This is a genomic window from Pseudomonas sp. URIL14HWK12:I12 (assembly GCF_003097135.1).
Taxonomy (GTDB): domain Bacteria; phylum Pseudomonadota; class Gammaproteobacteria; order Pseudomonadales; family Pseudomonadaceae; genus Aquipseudomonas.
Map to the genome: position 1 here is coordinate 1,387,008 of NZ_QEQL01000001.1, position 23,506 is coordinate 1,410,513.

Below are 23,506 nucleotides of genomic sequence, written 5' to 3' on the forward strand. Positions count from 1 at the left end.
CGGGTCGTATGGGCAGTAAATATTTGAATGAATTGCGTTTTTTCTTGATCCGCCCTTGACAGGTAGCGGGCAGGCTGTAGAATGCGCCCCACAGACGCGGGATGGAGCAGTCTGGTAGCTCGTCGGGCTCATAACCCGAAGGTCGTCGGTTCAAATCCGGCTCCCGCAACCAAATACGAAAACGCCACCTTTATGGGTGGCATTTTTCATTGAAGCCTTAGATAAGCTTTTGAAATAAAAGGCTTGACGCTTTCAGCGCAGTCTGTAAAATGCGCACCACATGACGCGGGATGGAGCAGTCTGGTAGCTCGTCGGGCTCATAACCCGAAGGTCGTCGGTTCAAATCCGGCTCCCGCAACCATCTTAAAAAGGCCACGCACTGCGTGGCCTTTTTTTATGCGTAAAAAAAACCGTTGTATCAATGGCATAGGCGCTGAAGCGGGATTTTGCGCAGCGGTTCACATGGCGCCAGGATGAAACTTGCCCTATAGCTGAGGGTCAGGTCGCAGTGTAACGGCCAACGGGGTAATATCCCGGCACATTTGTTATCAAAGGGATTGGTCACTTGGCTGGATACACACATCCTGTCGCGCACAATCCGCGAGGTTATTGATGCGCCCTGAAACGCCTGAAGTAAACGAAGACGTCGTCATTGCCCCCGCCCCTGCACCCGTGCCGCGCCATCGCGCGCTCCTGTGGCTGAGCCGTAACCGCCAACAGGTCGGCCTGGGCGTGACGTTGCTGATGTTCGTGATGGCTTTGCTCGCCTGCCGGCACATTCTGGCAGAAGTAGATTTCTACGCTCTGCACGATGCGGTAGTGAGCACTCCCAGCCATGCGCTCATCGGCGCTTTCGCCGCTACGGTAGCCGGTTTCGTGATTCTGCTGGGTTACGAGTGGTCAGCGGCCCGCTACGCCAATGCTTCGTTGCCACCGCGCGCCCTGGCGTTGGGGGGCTTCACGGCCTTCGCGATCGGCAACGCGGTGGGCTTGGCATTGCTGTCTGGCGGCTCGGTGCGCTACCGGCTGTACTCGCGCCTCGGGGTCGGCGCTGCCGAGGTCGCGCGCATGTCCTTGTTTGCAGCCCTGTCCCTGGGTTGTGCCCTGCCGCCGTTAGCGGCATTGGCCACCTTGAGCGACCTGAACGCTGCCTCGACCGCGTTGCGCCTGCCGGCGCCTCTATTAGCCCTGGTTTCGGTCGCCATCCTGGGCCTTGCCGTCGCGTTGGCCGTAGGCGTTTACCGCAGGCGCTTGGATGAGCAGCCCTTGCCGCACAACCTGATCGTGCGCGTCGGGAGCAAGACCCTGCGTTTGCCATCGGTGCGCTTGACGTTGCTGCAACTGGTAATCACTGCACTGGACGTCGCCGCTGCTGCCACCGTGCTCTATTGCCTGCTGCCGGAGGCCCCACCTTTCGGCGCGTTCGTGCTGGTCTACCTACTGGCATTGGCCGCCGGGGTGCTCAGCCACGTGCCCGGTGGCGTGGGCGTATTCGAAGCGGTACTGCTGGCTGCGTTTTCCAACGAACTGGGCGCAGCCCCGTTGGCTGCCGCCCTGCTGCTGTACCGGCTGATCTACGTGATGCTGCCGTTTCTGGTGGCCAGCCTCACATTGCTGGTCAACGAGGGCAAACGGCTACTGTTCGCCCGTCAGGCCATTCGGGTGGCGTCCGGCCTGGCAGCGCCGATCCTGGCCGTGCTGGTGTTTCTTTCCGGCGTCGTCTTGCTGTTTTCGGGCACCACGCCCGAGATTGATACCCGGCTGGAGCACATGGGCTTCCTGCTACCCCACCGGCTGATCGACGCGTCCCACTTCATTGCCAGCCTGATCGGCGTGCTCTGCCTGCTGCTGGCTCAGGGCTTGCGCCGGCGCCTTTCGGCTGCGTGGATGCTGACCATGACCCTGCTGCTGACCGGCGCCCTGATGTCGCTGCTCAAAGGCTTCGACTGGGAAGAGGCAAGCATCCTGATCATCACCGCATCGCTGCTGGCGGTGTTCCGTCGTTCGTTCTATCGCCCCAGCCGCCTGATGGAACTGCCGCTGTCGCCTATGTTTCTGATCGCGGCAGCCTGTGTGGTGGGCGCATCGATATGGCTGCTGTTCTTCGCCTACCAGGACGTGCCTTACAGCAACAAGCTCTGGTGGCAATTTGCACTGGATGGTGACGCACCACGCGGCATGCGCTCGGCACTGGGCAGCGCCGTGCTGCTGGTGATCGTGGCCCTGACCTGGCTGCTGCGCACTGCCCGGCCGGTCATCCACCTCCCCAACCAGGAAGAGTTGGAGCGCGCTGCCCGAATTCTCAAGCACTCGCATCAACCCGACGGTGGGCTTGCACTGACCGGCGATAAAGCGTTGCTGTTCCATCCCGAGGATAAGGCCTTCATCATGTACGCTCGCCGCGGCCGTAGCCTCGTCGCGCTGTATGACCCGATCGGCCCTACCCAGCCGCGCGCCGAGATGATCTGGCAGTTCCGTGACCTGTGCGATTTTCACCATGCCCGCCCGGTCTTCTACCAAGTACGGGCCGAGAACCTGCCCTACTACATGGACATCGGCCTGACCGCACTGAAGCTGGGCGAGGAGGCGCGCGTCAACCTGCTGGCCTTCGACATCGATGCCAAAGGCAAAGAGATGAAGGACCTGCGCTATACCTGGAACCGCGGCAGCCGTGACGGCTTGTCGATGGAGGTTTACGAGGCCGGCACGGCGCCGCTGGATGAACTTAAAATCATCTCGGACGCGTGGCTTTCGGGTAAGAATGTGCGCGAGAAAGGCTTCTCGCTCGGGCGCTTCAGCCCTGACTACCTCAAGCATTTCCGCATCGTGATCATCCACTTCCAAGGCCGCCCGGTGGCCTTTGCCAACCTGCTGGAAACCGACAGCAAGCACCTGGCCAGCCTTGACTTGATGCGCTCGCACCCCGAAGCGCCGAAACTGACCATGGAGTTCATGATGGTCGGCCTGATCCAGTACTACAAAGCGCAAGGCTACGAGCGCTTCAGCCTGGGCATGGTGCCGCTTTCCGGCCTGCAGCCGCGCAAGGGTGCCCCGCTTACCCAGCGATTGGGCTCGATGGTGTTCAACCGCGGCGAGCACCTGTACAACTTCCAGGGGCTGCGCCGTTTCAAGGACAAGTTCCAGCCTGACTGGGAACCTCGTTACATGGCCGTACCGGCGGGCCTCGATCCGCTGGTAGCCCTGGCCGATACCGCCGCCCTGATCGCGGGCGGCCTGACTGGACTGGTGAAACGCTGATGATTCGACGTTACTGGCGCGCTGTACTGATTACGCTGGTCGTTCTGCTGGCCGCTGCAGCAACCGCCTACTGGTGGTGGAGCCGGCCGGTACCCTCCCCGACCCTGCAAGCCCTCACCCTGAGCGACGGAAGCAGCGCCACGTTGGCCATCCCAGGCCAACGGCAGCGCAATGTCGTGTTGGTCGCGGTGCCTGCTGATGAGGCCATGAATGAAAAGCAGCTCAGCGACCTGAGCCGCCAGGCAGCGGCCAAGATTCTCCAGGTGGTGCTGCCCAAGGCTGATTGCAACGTACAGCAGGCCACATTCGATGCTGGCCTCAAGCAGCTTGGTGACACCCCCAATGTCGTAGGCGGCATCAACCTCGGCGCCAGCCAGGCGTGGGCGTGGCTGGCCGGCCAGGCCAACGACAAGGCCAAGGCCGTGTCGGTGGGCTTTGCCCTGGAAACACCGGACTGCAAGATCGCCTGGCCCAAGAAGGCCGAGCATGGCCACTGGTACGCTGCCTGGAACGACTGGCCTGACGACACTGCTGCGGCCTTCGTGCGCGGGCAGGCCAACGCCGAGAACAGCATCTCCGATTACGACGTGAAGCTGCCGCAGCTGCTCAAAGCTCAGCTGACCGAAGCTTTGCTGGGTGAAGAGAGTGCCACCCTCAAGATGCCCGTGGTGGAAGTGCCTGCCAGCGGCAACAACGACACGGTGACCCTGTTCCTTTCCGGTGACGGTGGCTGGCGCGACCTGGACAAGGACACTGCCGGTTATATGGCACAGATGGGCTACCCGGTGGTGGGCATCGACACCTTGCGCTACTACTGGCAACACCACGCTCCGGCTGAAAGCGCCGAGGACCTGGCTGAAGTGATGGAGTATTACCAGCACAAATGGGGCGCCAAGCATTTCGTGCTGGCCGGCTACTCGTTCGGCGCCGACGTGCTACCAGCCATCTACAACCAACTGCCGGAAAGCGAGCAGAACAAGGTTGACGGGATGATTCTGCTGGCCTTTGCCCGCAGCGGCAGTTTCGAGATCGAAGTCGAAGGCTGGCTTGGGCAGGAAGGCAAGGAAGCCCCTACCGGGCCTGAAATGGCCAAGCTGCCCCCATCCAAGGTGTTGTGCGTCTACGGCACCGAGGAAGCGGCCGAAAGCGGCTGCACCGACACCACAGCCGTCGGTGAGAAGATGCCCCTGCCAGGCGGCCACCACTTCGATGAGAACTACCCCTCCCTGGCCAAGAAGCTGGTCGCCGTGTTGGAGAAATGGAAAGCCGCTCGGCCACAGTGAAAGGCCAGTGACAAGCTAAAGGTGAAGATAAAAAAAGCGGGGCCCGCCGAATAGGCGGGCCCCGCTTTTTTTCTTTCAGCCTGAAGGTCCAGGTGCCGCGCTTATATCTCGACCTGCGTACCCAGCTCGATCACCCGGTTCAACGGCAAGCGGAAGAAGCGCAAGTTGCCGTTGGCGTTTTTGAGCATGAAGGCGAACAGCCCTTCACGCCAGCGCGCCATGCCGGCAAGCTTCGAGGAGATCACGGTTTCCCGGCTCAGGAAGTAGGTGGTGCGCATGGGGCTGAAGTCGAGCCCTTCCAGATGGCACAGCGACAAGGCTGCGGGCACGTCTGGCTCATCCATGAAGCCATAGTGCAATACCACCCGGAAGAAACCCTCGCCGTAGTTTTCGACCTCGAAGCGCTGGTCACGCGGCACACGCGGGGCGTCTTCGTTGACCACGGTCAGCAATACCACCTGCTCGTGAAGCACTTGGTTGTGCAGCATGTTGTGAAGCAGGGCATGGGGCACGGCGTCTTGGCGAGCCGTCAGGAATACCGCTGTGCCCTGCACCCTGTGGGGCGGCTGCACACGGATGCTGCCGATGAAGATCGGCAGTGGCAGGCTGCCCTCATCGATGCGGTCCACCAGCAGCTGCTTGCCGCGCTTCCAGGTGGTCATCAGCACGAACAACACCAGGCCTGCCACCACCGGGAAGGCGCCGCCCTGCACGATCTTGGGCACGTTGGCGCTGAAGAACAGCAGGTCTACGGCCAGGAAGCCCATCAGCACCGGCACGCTAAGCAACGGCGGCCATTTCCACAGCAGAAGGATGACCACGGAGATCATCACAGTGGTGCACAGCATCGTGCCCGTTACCGCCACCCCGTAGGCCGACGCCAGCGCACCGGACGACTCAAAGCCCAGCACCAGCAGGATCACACCAACCATCAGGGTCCAGTTCACCGCGCTGATGTAGATCTGGCCCTGCTCGCTGCTGGAGGTGTGCTGGATGTGCATGCGCGGGATATAGCCCAGCTGGATCGCCTGGTGGGTCAGGGAGAACGCCCCAGAAATCACCGCTTGGGAAGCGATGACCGTGGCCACTGTCGACAGCACGATCATCGGCACCAGGGCCCAGCCCGGCGCCAGCAGGAAGAACGGGTTACGTACCGCCTCGGCATCGCCCAGCAGCAACGCGCCCTGGCCGAAATAATTGAGCACCAACCCTGGCAACACCAGGCCGAACCACGCGCGCGCAATCGGCTTGCGCCCAAAGTGCCCCATGTCGGCGTAGAGGGCCTCGGCACCGGTAAGGGCCAGCACCACTGCGCCCAAGGCGGCGATGCTGATGCCCGGATGCACTTCAAAGAAATTAAGTGCCCAATAAGGGTTCAGCGCCTTGAGCACCTCACGGTGTTGCTCGATGCCATAAATACCCAATGCACCCAGCACCACGAACCAGCACACCATCACCGGCCCGAACAGCTTTCCTATTTGGGCGGTGCCATGCTTTTGCAGCACGAACAAGCCGATCAGGATCACCAGCGCAATGGGCACGACCCAATGCTCGATGCCATCGACCGCCAGCTCCAGCCCTTCCACCGCCGACAGCACAGACACCGCCGGGGTAATCATGCTATCGCCATAAAAAAGTGCGGTACCGCACAGGCCGAAGACCACCAGCACCGCACTCAGGCGCGGGTGGCCTTGTGCGGCGCGCCGGGCCAGGGCAAGCAACGCCATCGTACCGCCCTCGCCTTGGTTGTCGGCGCGCAGCACGAAGAGCACGTACTTGATCGACACTACCCAGATCAGCGCCCAGAAAATCAGCGACAGAATCCCCAATACCGCATCGTGGCTGACGCTCAGGCCATAGCCCCCAGTGAACACTTCCTTGAGGGTGTACAACGGGCTGGTCCCGATATCGCCATACACCACACCCACCGCTGCCACCAGAATGCTCAGAGGCCGTGCGGCACCATGGCCGCCCTGCTCCTCACTGCGTGCATGACCCATCCACTTCTCCTGCAGCTTGTGGTTTGCCGCTTGTCGGCGGCGTGTTTTGAATTGATGCGCAGGCACCCCCGCGCGGCGCCGCCAAGCTTAGCGCAGCGCGCGGCGCATTTCTTCTGCCAGACGCTGGTCAAGTGGCCCGAGCATCGCTAGAATTGCGCACTTTTTGATCAGAGGCGCTTGCAGCGCCCCGCGCGGCCATGCCCGCGCCATCCGCCGAAACCGAGGTTGCCATGTCCACCACTACGCCATCCACCACGCCCAAGGTGGGTTTTGTCTCGCTGGGGTGCCCCAAAGCCCTGGTCGATTCCGAACGAATCCTGACCCAGCTGCGCATGGAAGGCTATGAAGTGGTGCCCACCTATCAGGGGGCAGACGTAGTAGTGGTCAACACCTGCGGCTTCATCGACAGCGCCAAGGCCGAATCGCTGGACGCCATTGGCGAGGCGCTGGCCGAGAACGGCCGGGTCATCGTCACCGGCTGCATGGGCGTTGAAGAAAACACCATCCGCGACGTGCACCCCAGCGTGCTGGCCGTCACCGGCCCGCAGCAGTACGAGCAGGTAGTCAATGCGGTGCATGAAGTCGTGCCCCCGAAACTCGACCACAACCCGCTGATCGACCTGGTGCCACCCCAAGGCGTCAAGCTCACCCCGCGCCATTACGCCTACCTGAAGATTTCCGAAGGCTGCAACCACAGTTGCAGCTTTTGCATCATCCCGTCCATGCGTGGCAAGCTGGTGAGCCGCCCGGTGGGCGAGGTGCTCGACGAAGCGCAGCGCCTGGTCAAGGCCGGGGTCAAAGAGCTGCTGGTGATATCGCAAGACACCAGCGCCTACGGCGTGGACGTGAAATACCGCACCGGGTTCTGGAATGGCCAGCCGGTAAAAACCCGCATGACCGAGCTGTGCGAAGCACTGGGAAGCCTGGGCGTATGGGTCCGCTTGCACTACGTCTACCCCTATCCGCACGTCGATGAAATCATTCCGCTGATGGCGGCCGGCAAGGTGCTGCCCTACCTGGATATTCCCTTCCAGCACGCAAGCCCCAAGGTTCTCAAGGCCATGAAACGCCCGGCCTTCGAAGATCGCACCCTGGCGCGCATCAAGGCCTGGCGTGAACAGTGCCCAGACCTGGTGATCCGCTCGACCTTCATCGTTGGCTTCCCAGGTGAAACCGAAGACGATTTCCAGTACCTGCTCGACTGGCTGAGCGAAGCCCAGCTCGACCGCGTCGGCTGCTTCCAATACTCGCCTGTGGAAGGCGCGCCGGCCAATGACTTGGCCGACCCTGTGCCTGACGACGTGAAGCAGGAGCGCTGGGAACGCTTCATGGCCCACCAGCAGGCCATCAGCGCTGCGCGCCTGCAACAGCGAGTGGGCCGCGAGATCGAGGTACTGATCGACGAAGTGGACGACCAAGGCGCCATCGGCCGCAGCTTCTTCGACGCACCGGAAATCGACGGCAACGTCTACGTCGACAGCGACCAACCGCTCAAGCCTGGCGACAAGGTTCGCTGCCGCATTACCGAGGCCGACGAATACGACCTCTGGGCACAGGCGCTGTAAAGCCGCCCGCGCCTCCTGGCCCCAGTAGCGGGCCTGGAGGCTTCGCCCGGCACTGCAAGCCGGTATCCCCGCAGTGCATGCGCTACAATGCACGCCCTACCCTCCGGCATACGACGTTCTCGATGATCCACAACGATGTACTGCGCAGCTTGCGCTACCTGCTCAATATAAGCGACGGCAAGCTGGCCGATATCATTCGGCTCAGCGGCGGCCAGGTCACGGTGGCCGAGCTGGGCCATTACCTCAAAAAAGAGGAAGAAGCAGGCTACCAGCGCTGCCCAGACGCGCTGATGGCGCATTTTCTCGATGGCCTGGTGATCCACAAGCGCGGGAAGGACGAGAGCCGCCCGGCACAGCCAATCGTGGTGCCGGTAACCAACAACGATGTGCTCAAAAAACTGCGCGTAGCGTTCGAGCTCAAGGAAGACGATATTCGCGAAATCCTGAACGCTGCCGGTTTTGCCGTCTCACGGCCCGAGCTGAGCGCGCTGTTCCGCAAGGCAGGGCACGAAAACTTCCGCCCTTGCGGTGATCAGTTGCTACGTAACTTCCTCAAGGGCCTGACCCAGCGCGTGCGCGGCTGAGCATGAGCTACCAGGTCGAGCCGGTTGGTTTCATCCGCTCCTGCTTCAAGGAAAAGTTCGCCATCCCTCGCCAGCCTTCGTTGGCGCCTGCCGCGCGCGGCACGCTTGAACTGGTCGCGCCGTACGACAACGGCGACGCGGTGCAGGGGCTGGAGCAGGTGAGCCACGTGTGGTTGCTGTTCATGTTCCATCAGGCGCTCGACAGCAGCCCACGCCTGAAAGTGCGCCCGCCGCGGCTGGGCGGCAACCGAAGCATGGGTGTATTCGCGACGCGAGCGACCCACCGACCCAACGGCATCGGCCAATCGGTGGTGCGCCTGGAGGGGGTGGAGCCGGGGAGGCTCCGGTTGAGCGGTATCGACCTGCTCGACGGCACCCCGGTACTCGACATCAAACCCTACGTTCCCTACGCCGACCAGGTGCCCCACGCGGTCAATCGCATGGCCGACGCGCCGCCTGCACTGATTCCCGTGCAATGGGAAGACGCGGCGATCGCGGCAGCCCATGTGCACGGCGAACGCCTGGGCGAGCCATTGGTGGCGTTGGTCGAGCAGTGCCTGGCACAGGACCCACGGCCGGCTTACCAGGTGCCGGCACCGGAACGGCGCTACGGTGCACGCCTATGGGATTTGGACGTGCATTGGCACTATCCCGAGCCTGGTACGATCCGGGTGCTGGCAATCACCTTGGCGGTCGCCAGCGCCTGAAACGACATCGCCCGGCATAGCCGGGCGATGTACCTGAAGCGGCCGTTACTTCTCGACGAAGGCACGCTCGATCAGGTAGTCCCCTGGCTCGCGCATGCGCGGGGAAATTTTCAGGCCGAAACTGTCGAGCACTTCACTGGTTTCGTCGAGCATGGCCGGGCTGCCGCAGATCATGGCACGGTCATCACGCGGGTTGATTGGCGGCAGGCCAATATCGTCGAACAGCTTGCCGTTGCGCATCAGGTCTGTCAGCCGGCCCTCGTTTCGGAAAGGCTCACGGGTCACGGTGGGGTAATAGATCAACTTCTCCTTCACCGCCTCGCCCAGATATTCGTGCTCGGGCAGGATCTGGGTGATGAATTCTTCGTACGCTACTTCGTTGACGTAACGTACCCCGTGCACGAGGATCACCTTCTCGAAACGCTCATAGGTTTCAGGGTCTTGAATGACGCTCATGAACGGCGCCAGGCCTGTACCGGTGCTGAGCAGGTACAGGTGCTTGCCCGGGGTCAGGTCGTCCAGCACCAGCGTGCCGGTAGGCTTCTTGCTGATCAGTACCTCATCGCCTTCCTTCAGGTGCTGCAACTGCGAGGTCAGCGGGCCATCTGGGACCTTGATGCTGAAGAATTCCAGATGCTCTTCCCAGTTGGGGCTGGCGACGGAGTAGGCGCGCATGAGCGGGCGGCCGTTGGGCTGCTGTAGCCCGATCATCACGAACTGGCCGTTCTCGAAGCGCAGGCCCGGGTCGCGGGTGCACTTGAAGCTGAACAGGGTGTCGTTCCAGTGATGAACACTCAGAACGCGTTCGTGGTTGAAGTTGCTCATTGACGAAAACTCCGAAGAAAAGGCATGTGCCTGGGGCAGGCACGATTGCGCGGTATTCTAGTGGTGGCGACAATATCTGTTAAATGAATTATCAAGATATAGGTAATCGGTTATATAGATATGCGATTTACGCTCAGGCAACTCCAAGTCTTTGTTGCAGTGGCTCAGCACGAAAGCGTCTCGCGTGCCGCCTCCCAGCTTGCACTGTCGCAATCGGCAGCCAGCACCTCCATCACCGAGCTGGAGCGCCAGTCCAGCTGCCAACTGTTCGACCGCGCCGGTAAACGGTTGAGCCTCAATGCTCTGGGCCACCAGTTGCTGCCGCAAGCCGTAGCACTGCTGGACCAAGCCAAGGAAATAGAAGACCTGCTTGGCGGCAAGGCAGGCTTCGGCGCACTGGCGGTAGGCGCGACGCTGACCATAGGTAACTACCTGGCCACGCTGCTGATCGGCAGCTACATGCAGGTGCACCCTGAAAGCCAGGTGAAGCTGCATGTGCAGAACACCGCACACGTGGTGCAGCAGGTGGCGCATTACGAGCTGGACCTGGGGCTGATCGAAGGAGACTGCAACCACCCTGACCTCGAAGTGCAGCCCTGGGTGGCCGACGAGTTGGCCGTGTTCTGCTCACCGGCCCATCCGCTGGCACAGCCACGCCAGGCCAGTGTCGAAACCCTTACCGAACAGGCGTGGATTCTTCGCGAGCAGGGTTCCGGCACCCGGCTGACCTTCGACCAGGCCATGCGGCACCATCGATCAGCGCTGAACATCCGCCTGGAGCTGGAGCACACTGAGGCGATCAAGCGGGCTGTAGAGTCTGGGCTAGGCATCGGTTGTATATCACGCCTGGCACTGCGCGATGCCTTCCGCCGCGGTAGCCTGGTGGAAATCGCCACGCCGGAGCTGGACCTGACGCGGCAGTTCTATTTCATCTGGCACAAGCGCAAGTACCAGACTTCGGCAATGCGTGAGTTTCTAGAGCTATGCCGCACCTTCACCGCAGGCGCCCAGCGCAGCGACGAAATCGTGTTACCGACCGTTCCCTGAGCCTCAGAGCAGAATGGCAGCCCAGACAATTGCGATCAGGCACAGCGCAACGAGCTGGGCTGCGCTGCCCATGTCCTTGGCATTTTTCGAAAGAGGGTGGCGTTCGAGCGAGATACGGTCGATGGCCGCTTCAATGGCAGAGTTGATCAGTTCGACGATCAGCGCCAGCAGGCAGGCCATGATCAGCACCGCACGCTCGACGCGGCTCACCGGCAGAGCGAAGCTCAGGGGCACCAGTACGGCATTGAGCAGTACCAACTGTCGAAAGGCAGCCTCACCCGTAAATGCGGCGCGCAAGCCGTCCAATGAATAACCGGCTGCATTGAAGATACGCTTGAGGCCTTTGTGGCCCTTGTAGGGTGACATGTGACGGGAGGCTCTGCAGGTCAGGGAAACGGCGCGCAGGCTACCCGACGCGCGGTCAAAAAACAGTGAAACGGTACTCAGGCCGGGCTGACCGACTCCAATTGCTGAAGCAACAGTGCTGCCTGAGTGCGTGTACGCACATTGAGCTTGCGAAAAATCGCCGTCACGTGAGCCTTGATGGTGGCCTCCGACACACTCAACTCGTAGGCGATCTGCTTGTTAAGCAGGCCCTCGCACACCATCGTCAGCACGCGAAACTGCTGAGGCGTCAGGCTGGCCAGGCCTTCACTGGCCGCACGGGCTTCATCTGAGACCGCCACTGCTTCGAATGCCTGCGGCGGCCACCATTCATCGCCGTCGAGCACATGGCGGACGGCGCTTTGGATAGTTTCCAGAGGGCTGGACTTGGGGATGAACCCGCTCGCATTGAACTCGCGCGCCCTTACCACGACGCTTGCATCCTCCTGGGCCGATACCATTACCACCGGCACCTGCGGGTATTGACCACGTAGCAGCACGAGCCCCGAGAAGCCGTAGGCACCCGGCATGTTCAAATCCAGCAGCACCAGATCCCAATCGGCCTTTTGCGCCAGGCAGGCTTCCAGCTCGGCAATGCTTGCAGCCTCCACCAGGCTTGCCTCGCTGCCCAGGCCCAGGCTAAGTGCCTGGCGCAATGCGCTGCGAAATAAAGGGTGGTCATCGGCAATCAGGATATCGTAGGTGGCCATCGGGCAGAGGGTCCTGTACTGGGCGGGGCCAAGCATGCCGGGGCCTGCAGGGGTGGTCAAGGTGAACAGGCTCGGGCACAGTGTGCGCCACCATTGTGCCCTAAACCCGACTCGAGTACTCACCTGGCATGCACCGCTCTACTCTGCGCACCGATGCACTGATGTTGCTGACAGCCCTGATCTGGGGCTCGGCTTTCGTCATGCAGCAGCAGGCCATGGAACACATTGGCCCTTTTCTCTATTCCGGCCTGCGCTTCATCCTGGGCGCGCTGTGCCTTTTACCCTTGGTGCTGCGGGCAAGGCCTTCGCTCTCACACCCGACCGCTAGTAGCCGCTGGCCCCTGCGCGGCGGCGCGACCATGGGCTTGGTACTGGCGTGCGGTATCAACCTGCAGCAGGTCGGGCTGTTATTCACGACAGTAACCAACTCTGGGTTCATCACCGGGCTGTACGTGATCATTGTGCCACTGGTGGGCCTTGCGTTCGGGCAAAGGGCCCATTCCGGGACCTGGCTGGGCGCCGCCGCAGCGGTTCTCGGCATGGCGTTGCTCAGCGTTGGCGATGGCCTGAGTGTAGCCTGGGGCGATTTACTGCAATTGGCAGGTGCTTTCGCTTGGGCAGGGCATGTACTGCTCGTTGGAGCGTTGGCCAATCGTCATGACCCGCTGCGCCTGGCCTTCGTTCAGTTCGTGGTCTGCGGGCTGGTCAGCCTTCTGCTCGCCCTGCTGCTCGAACCTTGGAACGGTGCGAGCATCGCAGCCGCTATTCCCGCCCTGCTCTACGGCGGCGTAGTAGCCGTTGCACTGGGCTTTACCTTGCAAGTGATCAGCCAGAAAGGTGCTCTGCCTTCACACGCAGCGGTGATCTTCTCACTCGAGGCGGTCTTCGCCGCCATTGCCGGGGCGATCTTTCTCGGTGAAAGCCTCAGCGTAAGAGGCTATTTGGGCTGCGGGTTGATGCTGGCGGGGATGCTCCTCGCTCAGCTTTGGCCCAAGCGCCCTTCTGCCGCCTGATCACTCGCCAAATGCTGGTGCAGGGCATCCTGGGGGTCGATCGCGCGCTGGTACTTGGCGGCCAAGTAGTGCTGGCTGAAAGCGTCCAGCCACTGATCCAGGCGGTCAGCCGTGTGGATCTCCCCGGCCAGCCCTAGGCACAATGCCGCCACTTCGGCCGTGCAGAAATGGTCCTCACGCTTTGAGCGGCGCAGGCGGTAGCGCGACAGCTGATCAGGCGCAAGGCTCAGGACCGGAAAGCGATCGAGCCAAGGGCTTTTCCGAAACATCTTGCGCGCCTCGGGCCACGTAGCATCCAGCAACACGAACAAAGGCCGCTTGCCGGCAGGCGGCGCCACCTGTTCAGTGACGCGCTCTGCCGCCACGAATTCGCCAGGGAAGACGATGTAAGGTTGCCATTGGGGATCGGCCAGCAACTCCAGCAACCCCGGGGCCACTTCGGTCCGTGACCATGTGAAGGCGTGCGTGTCCTTTACCACATCGGCAATCAGCCAGCCGGTGTTGCTGGGTTTGAGGGCCTCGATGTCATGCATCACCAGGCACATACCCGCCTGCCCACCGGGCACCGGCAACCACGGGCACAGGCAATGGCTGCGCACCACCCGGCAGCGGGAGCAGCGCGGGGCCTTAGAGCCCCGTGCGACAAAGGGCTTGGAACTGAGGGCCAGGCGCTCATCGCGCAGGCGGGAAACGGCATGAGGCATGGTCGGTCACGGCGGGTGGCAGCGGGCGCGAAGCATAGCGCCCGCCAGGGCACTTGCCCACCTCCCCTGTGCCGGGCGGCACAATGCTTGTACTCTGGGGGCACGTTGAACATCATGCTTGCGGATGGGTCCAACCCATCCGCGTTCGCTTCACCTTAGGAGAGTTTCATGCTGCGTGTCACCCTGCCCTTCGCCGCGTTGCTGCTTGCCACACCCTGGGTCGCCTTTGGCGCATCCGCAGCCGATTACAACCTCAACCAGATGCTGCAGAAGGTGGCCAAGGACAGCAGTATCGGCACACCACGGGCGATCAACGAAGACATCCTGGACCTGGGCTTCACAGTGCAGGGCAAGGAGCTCATCGATCACCTGGCGGTTCAGCCCAGCCACGCAGCGCAGATGCGCGCCAATCCTCAAACCGTGTACCTGCAACTGGGCGCCAGCGTATGCCGCGACCCCAGTTTCCGGAAGCTGATGGCGCAAGGTGCCGTGATGCGTTACGACTTCTCCGAGTACAAGACCAAGAAGCCTGTGGCCACGCACCGATACACCGCCCAAGACTGCGGCATGTAATACGGTATGACCGGCGGCACCGTGAACCTATAGTTAAAGCCTAGGCCCCGCAGCCAATGCAAGCGGCTAGGGGCCGGCCGAGTACTCTGGAGGTTCACATGCCGTATCATCCTGATGACCATCTCGCAGAGCATTTCATCGCCCAAGGGCAAGAGATCGCCCAGCAGGTCGACGCTCAGCTCCAGCAAGTAGCGCCCGGCAGCCCCAATCGGGCGTTGTACCGCGACATGGTGCTCACCATCCTGCGCATGGCCCAGGACGATCACAATCGCTGGAATGCCAAGATCACACTGCAAACCCTGCGCGAACTGGAACATGCATTTCGGGTATTAGAGCGCTTCCGCCCACGCCGCAAGGTCACTGTTTTCGGCTCGGCACGAATCGCGGCCGACCATGCCCTGTATGAGCAAGCCCGTGAACTGGGCCGCGCCCTGGCAGCGGCAGACCTTATGGTGATCACTGGCGCTGGCGGGGGCATCATGGCCGCTGCTCACGAAGGCGCTGGGCCTGCTCACAGCCTGGGGTTCAACATCGCACTGCCTTTCGAACAGCGGGCCAATGCAACGCTGGCAGGCAGCGAGCAGTTGCTGCCCTTTCATTTCTTCTTCATTCGAAAGCTGTTCTTCGTGAAGGAGGCAGACGCACTGGTACTTTGCCCAGGCGGTTTTGGTACGCTGGACGAGGCCTTGGAAGTGCTGACTCTGGTACAAACAGGGAAGAGCCCATTGGTACCTGTCCTGCTGCTCGACGAGCCTGGGGGCACTTACTGGGAGGGGCTTGAGGGGTTCATGCGTGATGAGCTTGAGGCCAAGCGATACATTTTGCCCACCGACATGAAATTGATTCGGCGGGTAAGCGACCCACACGCGGCGGTAGAGGAAATCGAACGTTTTTACGCCAATTACCATTCAAGCCGTTGGCTTGGCCGGCTATTCGTTATGCGGCTGCGCCACCCCCTGAATGCAACGGCATTGGCAGCCCTCGCTGACGACTTTAGCGACCTGCTCATCGATGGCGCCTTCGAACAACACGATCGTGCCGGTTCGCCAATACCCGATGGGCCGGAGTTTAGCCATTTGACCAAGATGGCATTTCACTTCGCGGGGCGTGCCTACGGAAGGCTGCGCGAGCTGATCGATTTCGTCAACCACCCCGAGCATTGGGCCTAGTCGTCGATAGATCGGCCACTGAGCAAACGGCCGATCATGTCCAGGGAAAACCCCCGGTAGGCTAGAAAGCGGGTTTGCCTGGCCCGCTCTTTTGGGTCGGCAGGGCGCACACCTGCAAATTTGCGCTGCCACAGTGCCTGCAAGAGCTCAGCCCAGTCGATGCCCGAATGCGCCAGGGCTTCGTTCACCGAAGCCTTTGCAAGGCCTCGCTGAAGCAGCTCTTCACGTATCCTTGCAGGGCCATGGCCGGCTGCACTGCGAAAGCGGATGTAGGCTTCAAGGTAACGCGCTTCGCTGAGCAGGCCTTCCTCGCTCAAACGATCAAGCGCGGCGGCCAGTAACTCATCTGGCGCGCCGCGCTTGCGTAGCTTTCGTTCCAGCTCCACCCGGCCATGCTCTCGGCGAGCGAGAAGGTCCATGGCCGCCCGCCGCACAGCAAGAGGGGTGTCTAACACAGTATCCGGCACGGCTTAGAAATCGTTTTCAAGGCCGGCCATGTCGTCTTCCTGCTGAGCTGCCGCAGCTGCCTTCTTGTCAACAGGCGTAGCGGTGTTCAGCAGCTTGTCGCGGATCTGCTTCTCGATCTCGGCCTTCACCTCAGGGTTCTCCTCGAGGTATTTGGCGGCGTTCGCCTTGCCCTGGCCGATCTTGTTGCCCTTATAGGCATACCATGCGCCAGATTTGTCTACCAGGCCGTTGGCGACACCCAGGTCGATGATTTCGCCATTGAGATAGATGCCCTTGCCGTAGAGGATCTGGAACTCGGCTTGGCGGAAAGGCGGCGACACCTTGTTCTTGACGATCTTGACGCGGGTCTCGCTGCCCACCACGTCGTCGCCTTCCTTGACAGAGCCAGTGCGGCGAATATCCAGACGCACGGACGCGTAGAACTTCAAGGCGTTACCACCGGTGGTGGTTTCAGGGCTGCCGAACATCACACCGATTTTCATACGAATCTGGTTGATGAAAATGACCAGGCAGTTCGCGTTCTTGATGTTGCCGGTGATCTTGCGCAGCGCCTGGGACATCAGGCGGGCCTGCAGGCCTACGTGCATGTCGCCCATTTCGCCTTCGATTTCTGCCTTGGGCACGAGCGCCGCGACGGAGTCGACGATGATCACGTCGACCGCGTTCGAGCGGACCAGCATGTCGGTGATTTCCAGCGCCTGCTCACCCGTATCGGGCTGCGACACCAGCAGGTCGTCGACATTGACCCCCAGCTTGCCCGCGTACTCAGGGTCAAGGGCATGCTCGGCATCGACGAAGGCGCAAGTAGCACCCAGCTTTTGCGCCTGAGCGATTACCGAGAGCGTAAGCGTCGTTTTACCCGACGATTCTGGGCCGTAGATTTCAACGATACGACCGCGCGGCAGGCCGCCAATACCCAGTGCGATGTCCAGGCCCAGCGAACCTGTTGAAATGGCTGGAATGGACTGACGCTCATGGTCGCCCATACGCATGACCGCGCCTTTGCCGAATTGACGCTCGATTTGACCCAGCGCCGCAGCCAAGGCACGCTTTTTGTTGTCGTCCATTAGACCCCTCTCGAATTCGATGACGGGGCGCGGCCCCGATAACTGTATAAGTAGCCAGTATTATACACAGTACTCACGCCTCGCCTACCCCTGTGCCGGATTTTCTCCCACCGCCAATCGGGACAGGCCCTCGAGCGCGTGGACCACCGCCTGCCGGCGAACGGACTCGCGGTCACCGTCGAAATGGCAGTACTGTGCTACACAGCCCTCAGGCCAGGCCCACGCCAGCCAGACGGTTCCCACAGGCTTGGCATCGGAGCCGCCCGTGGGCCCGGCCACACCACTGACCGCAACGGAAAACCGCGCTTGCGCACGCTCTCGTGCCCCTTGCGCCATAGCTTCGACAACCTCGCGGCTGACCGCACCCACCTGGGCGAAGAGCCCCTCGGGAACCCCGAGCTGCGCGGTTTTCTGCCGGTTCGAATAGGTAACATAGCCCGCCTCGAACCACGCCGAGCTGCCCGCGGTGCGTGTGATGGCCTCAGCGATACCCCCACCGGTGCAGGATTCGGCGGTGGCCACGCTGGCCTGGCAGGCAAGCAGTTGCTCACCGAGGCGAGCCGAGAGTGTTGAAATGACATCCATGCAGGTTCTCCTGGAAATGCTAGGCCGGGAAACGGCGTTAACGACTGTCGCTGCCCGGCATCGGCTTGTCCACGCCCGATACGCAACAGGCCTTTGCGGAAATTTGCTGTAGTATGACCGGCTCATTGACTGCCCACCCGCCGTACACGCGAGCCAAGTTACTGAAATGTCTGACTTTTCCGCACACACCCCGATGATGCAACAGTACTGGAAGCTCAAGCAGCAGCATCAGGATCTGTTGATGTTCTACCGCATGGGCGACTTTTACGAAATCTTCTACGAAGATGCGAAAAAGGCCGCCAAGCTGCTCGATATCACCCTGACCGCGCGGGGGCAGTCGGCAGGGCAGTCGATCCCGATGTGCGGTATTCCGTTCCATTCGGTGGAAACATACCTGGCCAAACTGGTGAAGCTGGGCGAGTCAGTGGTGATCTGCGAGCAGATCGGCGACCCTGCCACCAGCAAGGGGCCTGTGGAGCGCCAGGTGGTGCGCATCATTACCCCGGGCACCATCAGCGATGAAGCCTTGCTCGACGAGCGCCGCGATAATCTGATCGCCGCGCTGCTGGGTGATGAGCGCCTGTTTGGGCTGGCCGTGCTGGACATCACCAGCGGCCACTTCACCGTACAGGAACTCAAAGGTTGGGAAACACTGCTCGCCGAACTGGAGCGCATCAACCCGGTGGAATTGCTGTTTCCCGACGACTGGCCCCAGGGCCTGCCGGCAGAAAAGCGCCGGGGTTCACGGCGTCGCGCGCCATGGGATTTCGACCGAGACTCTGCGCGCAAGAGCCTGTGCCAGCAGTTCGGCACGCAAGACCTGAAGGGTTTTGGTTGCGACGGCCTGACGCTGGCGATCGGCGCCGCTGGGTGCTTGCTCGCCTACGCCAAGGAAACCCAGCGTACTGCCCTGCCTCACCTGCGGGGGCTGCGCCACGAGCGCCTGGACGACACAGTAGTCCTCGACGGAGCGACCCGGCGCAATCTTGAGCTGGATGTGAACCTGGCAGGCGGGCGCGACAACACGCTGCAGTCGGTGGTCGACCGATGCCAAACTGCTATGGGTAGCCGGCTGATCAGCCGCTGGCTGAATCGCCCGCTGCGTGATCTCAAGGTCCTTCAGGCCCGTCAGGGCTCAATCGCCTGCCTGCTCGACCAATATCGCTTCGAAAGCTTGCAACCCCACTTGAAAGACATCGGCGATATCGAGCGTATCCTGGCGCGCATCGGCTTGCGAAACGCCCGGCCGAGAGACTTGGCGCGACTTCGCGATGCCCTGGCAGCGCTGCCAGACCTGCAAAACGCGATGGCTGACCTGGAGGCCCCTCATCTGGCGCAGCTGGCGGCCATCGTGGGCACCTACCCAGACCTTACCCAGTTGCTACAAAAAGCAATCATCGACAACCCGCCAGCGGTCATCCGCGACGGCGGCGTGTTGAAGACCGGTTACGATGCCGAACTCGACGAACTGCTCGCCATGAGTGAAAACGCCGGCCAGTTTCTGATCGATCTCGAAGCGCGTGAGAAGGCCCGGACAGGCCTGGCCAACCTCAAGGTTGGGTATAACCGGGTTCATGGCTACTTCATCGAGTTGCCTACTAAGCAAGCAGAGGGCGCGCCCGCTGACTATATTCGCCGGCAGACGCTCAAAGGCGCCGAGCGCTTCATCACGCCCGAGCTCAAGGCCTTCGAAGACAAGGCGCTTTCTGCCAAGAGCCGCGCGCTGGCCAGAGAGAAGATGCTCTACGAAGCCCTGCTCGAGGCGCTGATTGGCCATCTTGCACCGCTGCAAGACACCGCAGCTGCTCTTGCCGAGCTCGATGTGCTGGCCAACCTGGCCGAGCGTGCGCTCCAGCTCGACCTGAACCGGCCCGAGTTCATCGAAGAGCCCGGCATCCATATCGACCAGGGCCGGCACCCTGTGGTGGAGCAGGTGCTTACAACCCCATTCGTGGCCAATGATCTGGCGCTTGACGAGGAAACTCGCATGCTGGTGATCACAGGGCCCAACATGGGTGGTAAATCCACCTATATGCGGCAAACGGCGCTGATTGTATTGCTGGCTCACATTGGCAGCTATGTGCCTGCCGCAGGCTGCCGGCTTTCATTGGTTGACCGTATTTTCACCCGTATCGGTTCCAGCGATGACCTCGCGGGGGGGCGCTCGACTTTCATGGTCGAAATGAGCGAAACCGCTAACATTTTGCACCATGCCACCGACCGCAGCCTGGTACTGATGGACGAAGTAGGCCGCGGCACGAGCACTTTCGATGGCCTGTCGCTGGCCTGGGCTGCGGCCGAGCGCCTGGCCACGCTGCGAGCCTTCACCCTCTTCGCTACCCATTATTTCGAATTGACGGTGCTGCCCGACAGCGAGCCATTGGTGGCTAACGTGCATCTCAACGCTACCGAGCACAACGATCGGATCGTGTTTCTCCATCATGTTCTGCCCGGCCCTGCCAGCCAGAGCTATGGGCTGGCCGTTGCGCAACTGGCGGGCGTGCCCGGAGGCGTCATTGCGCGAGCCCGCGAACATCTGAGCCGGCTCGAAACCTCCAGCCTTCCCAAGGAAAACACGGCGGCGCCGCCCAAGCCCGGCAAGCCCGCAGCGCCCTTTCAAAGCGACTTGTTCGCAAGCTTGCCGCACCCCGTCATCGATGAGCTGGGCCGCCTCGACATTGATTCACTATCGCCACGCCAAGCGATGGAATTGCTATATGCATGGAAGGCAAAGGTCTAACGTGCAGCCGTATTAACTGCTAGAATCCCGCGCGGCCTGGCGGCCATGAGCTATTAACCGGGCTCAGTGATCACGCCAGGCCGCGCGATCCCAGCCACACGGGCATCGCGTTTGCCGCCTGAGGAGAGAACTAGAATGACCTTCGTCGTCACCGACAACTGCATCAAGTGCAAGTACACCGACTGCGTAGAAGTGTGTCCGGTGGACTGCTTTTACGAAGGCCCGAATTTTTTGGTCATTCATCCCGATGAATGCATCGATTGCGCACTGTGTGAGCCGGAGTGCCCGGCGCAAGCCATCTTCTCTGAAGATGAAATTCCAGATGATATGCAAGAGTTCATCGAACTGAATAAAGAACTTGCGGAAGTATGGCCTAACATCACAGAGCGTAAAGATCCATTACCCGACGCCGAAGAGCACGATGGCGTTAAGGGCAAAATCAAAGACCTGGCTCGCTGAGCGCCCGGGCTGCGGGCTGTAAGCTTTAGCCAACTTTTTGAAAAGGGGGAGTGAGCATGGCTCACCCCCCTTTTTCTCTTTCACGTCCTTGTTGATCGTCCTGATCATTCGCATCATGCGAAGTCCTGATGCACTCATCCTTGAGTGCCCGTGCTCGTCCGTAAGCACTGGGTGGATAATACGGCATCGAGTCGCTCGCACAAGCAAGTGAGTCTTTCAAAACGCAACATGACGAAAAGATGACAACACATTTGCTGACCTTTCCAAATATATAGCTAAAAAAACCCAGCCTTGTTTGACTGGGTTTTATCAAGCGCAGATAGTTGCTTAACGGAACAAAGACTCACTGGACAATCCGTTCTTTTCAAGAATCTCGCGCAGGCGCTTAAGTCCTTCTACTTGAATCTGCCGCACGCGTTCGCGCGTTAAGCCGATCTCCAGCCCTACGTCTTCCAGTGTGCTGCTTTCGTGACCGCGCAAACCGAAGCGGCGCACCACCACCTCGCGTTGCTTGTCGGTAAGCTCAGACAGCCACTGGTCTATGCTTTGGGACAGGTCGTCATCCTGCAACAGCTCAAATGGGTCGGTCGGGCGGTCGTCGGTCAGGGTATCAAGCAAGGTCTTGTCCGAATCCGGCCCTAAAGATACATCGACCGAAGAAACCCGCTCGTTCAAACCCAGCATGCGCTTAACTTCGCCTACGGGTTTTTCGAGCAGATTGGCAATCTCTTCAGGGGACGGTTCGTGATCAAGCTTCTGGGTGAGCTCACGGGCCGCACGCAGGTAAACGTTCAGCTCTTTCACCACATGAATCGGCAGCCGGATAGTGCGGGTCTGGTTCATGATGGCCCGTTCGATCGTCTGGCGAATCCACCACGTTGCGTAGGTCGAGAATCGGAAGCCCCGTTCAGGGTCGAATTTTTCCACTGCACGAATGAGCCCCAGGTTGCCCTCCTCGATCAGGTCGAGCAGAGAAAGGCCTCGATTAACGTATCGGCGCGCAATCTTCACAACCAGGCGCAAGTTACTTTCGATCATCCGCTTGCGCCCAGCGGGGTCGCCCTTCTGGGAGAGGCGCGCAAAATGCACTTCCTCCTCCGGAGAGAGCAAAGGCGAGAAGCCGATTTCGTTGAGATACAGCTGTGTGGCGTCCAACGCCCGGCTGTAGTCGATGTACTTATGCTGCTTGAGCGCACCGGCTTGCCTGTTCTTGGCACGGGCAGGCGCCGCAGGTTCATCCTCCGACATCGCCTCCAGATCGATTTCGGCCTCCATTACGAGTACCTCATCGTCGATGTCAAACTCCGGCGCTTCTTTGTTGAGAGCCATTGTTGTAATCCCTTGCTGAGTCCGACCTCAAGCCATGCATCGCGCGATATCCATGCGCAATACAGTGCCTGTCCCGATTACGTGGGTACAGGCAGGGATCACAGAGTCAGCGGCGGGGAAGGAATTGCAGGGGGTCCACAGGCTTGCCCTGGCGGCGGATCTCGAAGTGCAGCTTGACGCGATCCGTTCCGGTGGAACCCATCTCGGCGATTGTCTGCCCGGCTTTGACCTGCTGCCCCTCCTGGACTAACAGCCTGCGGTTATGACCGTAGGCACTCACGTAGGTATCGCTGTGTTTGATGATCACAAGCTCGCCGTACCCCCGAAGGCCACTACCGGCATAGACAACTGAACCATCAGACGCTGCAAAAACAGGCTGTCCCAAATTTCCGGCGATATCAATGCCTTTATTCAAACTACCGTTTGAGGCAAATTTGCCGATGAGTGTGCCGTTGGACGGCCACGTCCAGCCTGCGGCATTACGTTCCCCAGCAGGGACGGGCACAGGTACGGGAGTGCTGGCCACTGGCTGCGATACGGTTGGCGCAGGGGCAGCGGAGCCACCATTCGTCGGTGTATTCGAGTTAGGTTTACGGATGATGGTGGTTTTGAAACCGCCGGCCGCCGACGGGGCGCTCTGGCTGGTGACCGTTGCCGGCGCTGTCGAGGCGACCACCGCCGGAGGCGCGCTGGCGGCACCATCGAAACGCAGGGATTGGCCAGGGTGGATGGTATAGGGCTGGGGAATGTTATTTCGGGCAGCCAGGGCCTTGTAGTCCCAGCCATAGCGAAAGGCAATGGAATATAAAGTGTCACCGCGTTTTACAGTGTATTGCCCGGTGGTGACCTGTGGGTTCGGATTCCGAGGCGCAGCACCCCGGTCGATCACACGAACCCCACTACTGGGAGAGCTTGAGCAACCGCCTAGAAGGCTGGCCATCGCCATCGCGGCCGCCAGGAGCTTTACTGCGTGAAAACCGGCTGGCTGCCGTAGGAATGTCGGGCTCACCCACTGCTCCCTTTGGTGGTGTCGAAA

The 23,506-nt window shown here is 61.0% G+C and carries 21 protein-coding genes and 2 tRNA genes; 13 read left to right on the top strand and 10 right to left on the bottom strand.

Annotation, left to right across the window (positions count from 1 at the left end; translation table 11 throughout):
• Nucleotides 1-95 precede the first annotated feature (95 nt).
• The 4 genes from F474_RS06495 (at nucleotide 96) to F474_RS06510 (ending at nucleotide 4,541) form a co-directional block, all read left to right on the top strand.
• Nucleotides 96-172: transfer RNA gene (locus tag F474_RS06495), tRNA-Met, on the top strand.
• Nucleotides 173-284: 112 nt separating this feature from the next.
• Nucleotides 285-361 (top strand) — tRNA-Met (locus F474_RS06500).
• Between the two features lie 251 nt (nucleotides 362-612).
• Entirely contained in the window at nucleotides 613-3,258 is a 2,646-nt protein-coding gene (gene mprF, locus F474_RS06505; RefSeq protein ID WP_097083374.1) for a bifunctional lysylphosphatidylglycerol flippase/synthetase MprF, read from the top strand.
• Complete coding sequence (locus F474_RS06510) at nucleotides 3,258-4,541, top strand: virulence factor family protein (protein WP_097083373.1); 1,284 nt, start codon at nucleotides 3,258-3,260, stop codon at nucleotides 4,539-4,541. The genes mprF and F474_RS06510 overlap by 1 nt, the downstream gene beginning before the upstream one ends.
• 101 nt (nucleotides 4,542-4,642) lie before the next feature.
• Here the strand turns inward: F474_RS06510 and F474_RS06515 are convergent, their stop codons facing one another.
• Nucleotides 4,643-6,541, bottom strand: a complete 1,899-nt coding sequence (locus tag F474_RS06515; protein ID WP_097083372.1) for a potassium transporter Kup — start codon at nucleotides 6,539-6,541, stop codon at nucleotides 4,643-4,645.
• 230 nt (nucleotides 6,542-6,771) lie between these two features.
• Here F474_RS06515 and rimO point away from each other — a divergent pair, with 230 nt between their 5' ends.
• The 3 genes from rimO (at nucleotide 6,772) to tsaA (ending at nucleotide 9,397) form a co-directional block, all read left to right on the top strand.
• Nucleotides 6,772-8,106: a 30S ribosomal protein S12 methylthiotransferase RimO gene (gene rimO, locus F474_RS06520; RefSeq protein ID WP_097083371.1), complete on the top strand. Its 1,335-nt coding sequence runs from the start codon at nucleotides 6,772-6,774 to the stop codon at nucleotides 8,104-8,106.
• A gap of 122 nt (nucleotides 8,107-8,228) precedes the next feature.
• A complete protein-coding gene (locus tag F474_RS06525; RefSeq protein WP_097083370.1) occupies nucleotides 8,229-8,690 on the top strand; it encodes a DUF1456 family protein in 462 nt (153 codons plus the stop codon).
• A gap of 2 nt (nucleotides 8,691-8,692) precedes the next feature.
• Complete coding sequence (tsaA, locus tag F474_RS06530; protein ID WP_097083369.1) at nucleotides 8,693-9,397, top strand: tRNA (N6-threonylcarbamoyladenosine(37)-N6)-methyltransferase TrmO; 705 nt, start codon at nucleotides 8,693-8,695, stop codon at nucleotides 9,395-9,397.
• Between the two features lie 45 nt (nucleotides 9,398-9,442).
• On the opposite strand, the gene fpr is transcribed toward tsaA, so the two are convergent.
• A complete protein-coding gene (fpr, locus tag F474_RS06535) occupies nucleotides 9,443-10,222 on the bottom strand; it encodes a ferredoxin-NADP reductase (protein ID WP_097083368.1) in 780 nt (259 codons plus the stop codon).
• 120 nt (nucleotides 10,223-10,342) lie between these two features.
• Between fpr and F474_RS06540 the strand changes: the two genes are divergently transcribed.
• On the top strand, nucleotides 10,343-11,269 hold the full coding sequence (locus F474_RS06540; RefSeq protein ID WP_097083367.1) for a LysR family transcriptional regulator: 927 nt from the start codon (nucleotides 10,343-10,345) through the stop codon (nucleotides 11,267-11,269).
• Nucleotides 11,270-11,272: 3 nt separating this feature from the next.
• Here the strand turns inward: F474_RS06540 and F474_RS06545 are convergent, their stop codons facing one another.
• Complete coding sequence (locus F474_RS06545) at nucleotides 11,273-11,635, bottom strand: diacylglycerol kinase (RefSeq protein ID WP_097083366.1); 363 nt, start codon at nucleotides 11,633-11,635, stop codon at nucleotides 11,273-11,275.
• A 77-nt stretch (nucleotides 11,636-11,712) separates the two neighbouring features.
• Nucleotides 11,713-12,363, bottom strand: a complete 651-nt coding sequence (erdR, locus tag F474_RS06550) for a response regulator transcription factor ErdR (protein WP_097083365.1) — start codon at nucleotides 12,361-12,363, stop codon at nucleotides 11,713-11,715.
• 128 nt (nucleotides 12,364-12,491) lie between these two features.
• Here erdR and F474_RS06555 point away from each other — a divergent pair, with 128 nt between their 5' ends.
• Nucleotides 12,492-13,376 (top strand): DMT family transporter, encoded by an 885-nt coding sequence (locus F474_RS06555; protein ID WP_097083364.1) that lies wholly within the window; start codon nucleotides 12,492-12,494, stop codon nucleotides 13,374-13,376.
• Here F474_RS06555 and F474_RS06560 read toward each other — a convergent pair.
• Nucleotides 13,343-14,080, bottom strand: a complete 738-nt coding sequence (locus F474_RS06560; protein ID WP_097083363.1) for a tRNA-uridine aminocarboxypropyltransferase — start codon at nucleotides 14,078-14,080, stop codon at nucleotides 13,343-13,345. The two genes, F474_RS06555 and F474_RS06560, sit on opposite strands and share 34 nt — an antisense overlap.
• 168 nt (nucleotides 14,081-14,248) lie before the next feature.
• Here F474_RS06560 and F474_RS06565 point away from each other — a divergent pair, with 168 nt between their 5' ends.
• Together F474_RS06565 and F474_RS06570 are read left to right on the top strand one after the other, a co-directional pair.
• Complete coding sequence (locus tag F474_RS06565) at nucleotides 14,249-14,653, top strand: quorum-sensing-regulated virulence factor family protein (RefSeq protein ID WP_097083362.1); 405 nt, start codon at nucleotides 14,249-14,251, stop codon at nucleotides 14,651-14,653.
• A 98-nt stretch (nucleotides 14,654-14,751) separates the two neighbouring features.
• On the top strand, nucleotides 14,752-15,822 hold the full coding sequence (locus F474_RS06570; protein ID WP_097083361.1) for a TIGR00730 family Rossman fold protein: 1,071 nt from the start codon (nucleotides 14,752-14,754) through the stop codon (nucleotides 15,820-15,822).
• Here F474_RS06570 and recX read toward each other — a convergent pair.
• The 3 genes from recX to F474_RS06585 all read right to left on the bottom strand — a co-directional run bounded on the left by recX (nucleotide 15,819) and on the right by F474_RS06585 (nucleotide 17,942).
• Entirely contained in the window at nucleotides 15,819-16,277 is a 459-nt protein-coding gene (gene recX, locus F474_RS06575) for a recombination regulator RecX (RefSeq protein ID WP_097084247.1), read from the bottom strand. The two genes, F474_RS06570 and recX, sit on opposite strands and share 4 nt — an antisense overlap.
• A 15-nt stretch (nucleotides 16,278-16,292) precedes the next feature.
• On the bottom strand, nucleotides 16,293-17,357 hold the full coding sequence (recA, locus tag F474_RS06580; protein WP_097083360.1) for a recombinase RecA: 1,065 nt from the start codon (nucleotides 17,355-17,357) through the stop codon (nucleotides 16,293-16,295).
• Nucleotides 17,358-17,441: 84 nt separating this feature from the next.
• Entirely contained in the window at nucleotides 17,442-17,942 is a 501-nt protein-coding gene (locus F474_RS06585) for a CinA family protein (RefSeq protein ID WP_097083359.1), read from the bottom strand.
• A 166-nt stretch (nucleotides 17,943-18,108) separates the two neighbouring features.
• Between F474_RS06585 and mutS the strand changes: the two genes are divergently transcribed.
• Entirely contained in the window at nucleotides 18,109-20,682 is a 2,574-nt protein-coding gene (gene mutS / locus F474_RS06590; RefSeq protein ID WP_097083358.1) for a DNA mismatch repair protein MutS, read from the top strand.
• Between the two features lie 135 nt (nucleotides 20,683-20,817).
• Nucleotides 20,818-21,141: a ferredoxin FdxA gene (gene fdxA, locus F474_RS06595; RefSeq protein WP_097083357.1), complete on the top strand. Its 324-nt coding sequence runs from the start codon at nucleotides 20,818-20,820 to the stop codon at nucleotides 21,139-21,141.
• A gap of 327 nt (nucleotides 21,142-21,468) precedes the next feature.
• Here fdxA and rpoS read toward each other — a convergent pair whose 3' ends face one another.
• Both rpoS and F474_RS06605 read right to left on the bottom strand, forming a co-directional pair.
• On the bottom strand, nucleotides 21,469-22,470 hold the full coding sequence (rpoS, locus tag F474_RS06600; RefSeq protein ID WP_097083356.1) for an RNA polymerase sigma factor RpoS: 1,002 nt from the start codon (nucleotides 22,468-22,470) through the stop codon (nucleotides 21,469-21,471).
• A gap of 106 nt (nucleotides 22,471-22,576) precedes the next feature.
• Entirely contained in the window at nucleotides 22,577-23,479 is a 903-nt protein-coding gene (locus F474_RS06605) for a peptidoglycan DD-metalloendopeptidase family protein (RefSeq protein WP_371916107.1), read from the bottom strand.
• Nucleotides 23,480-23,506 lie beyond the last annotated feature (27 nt).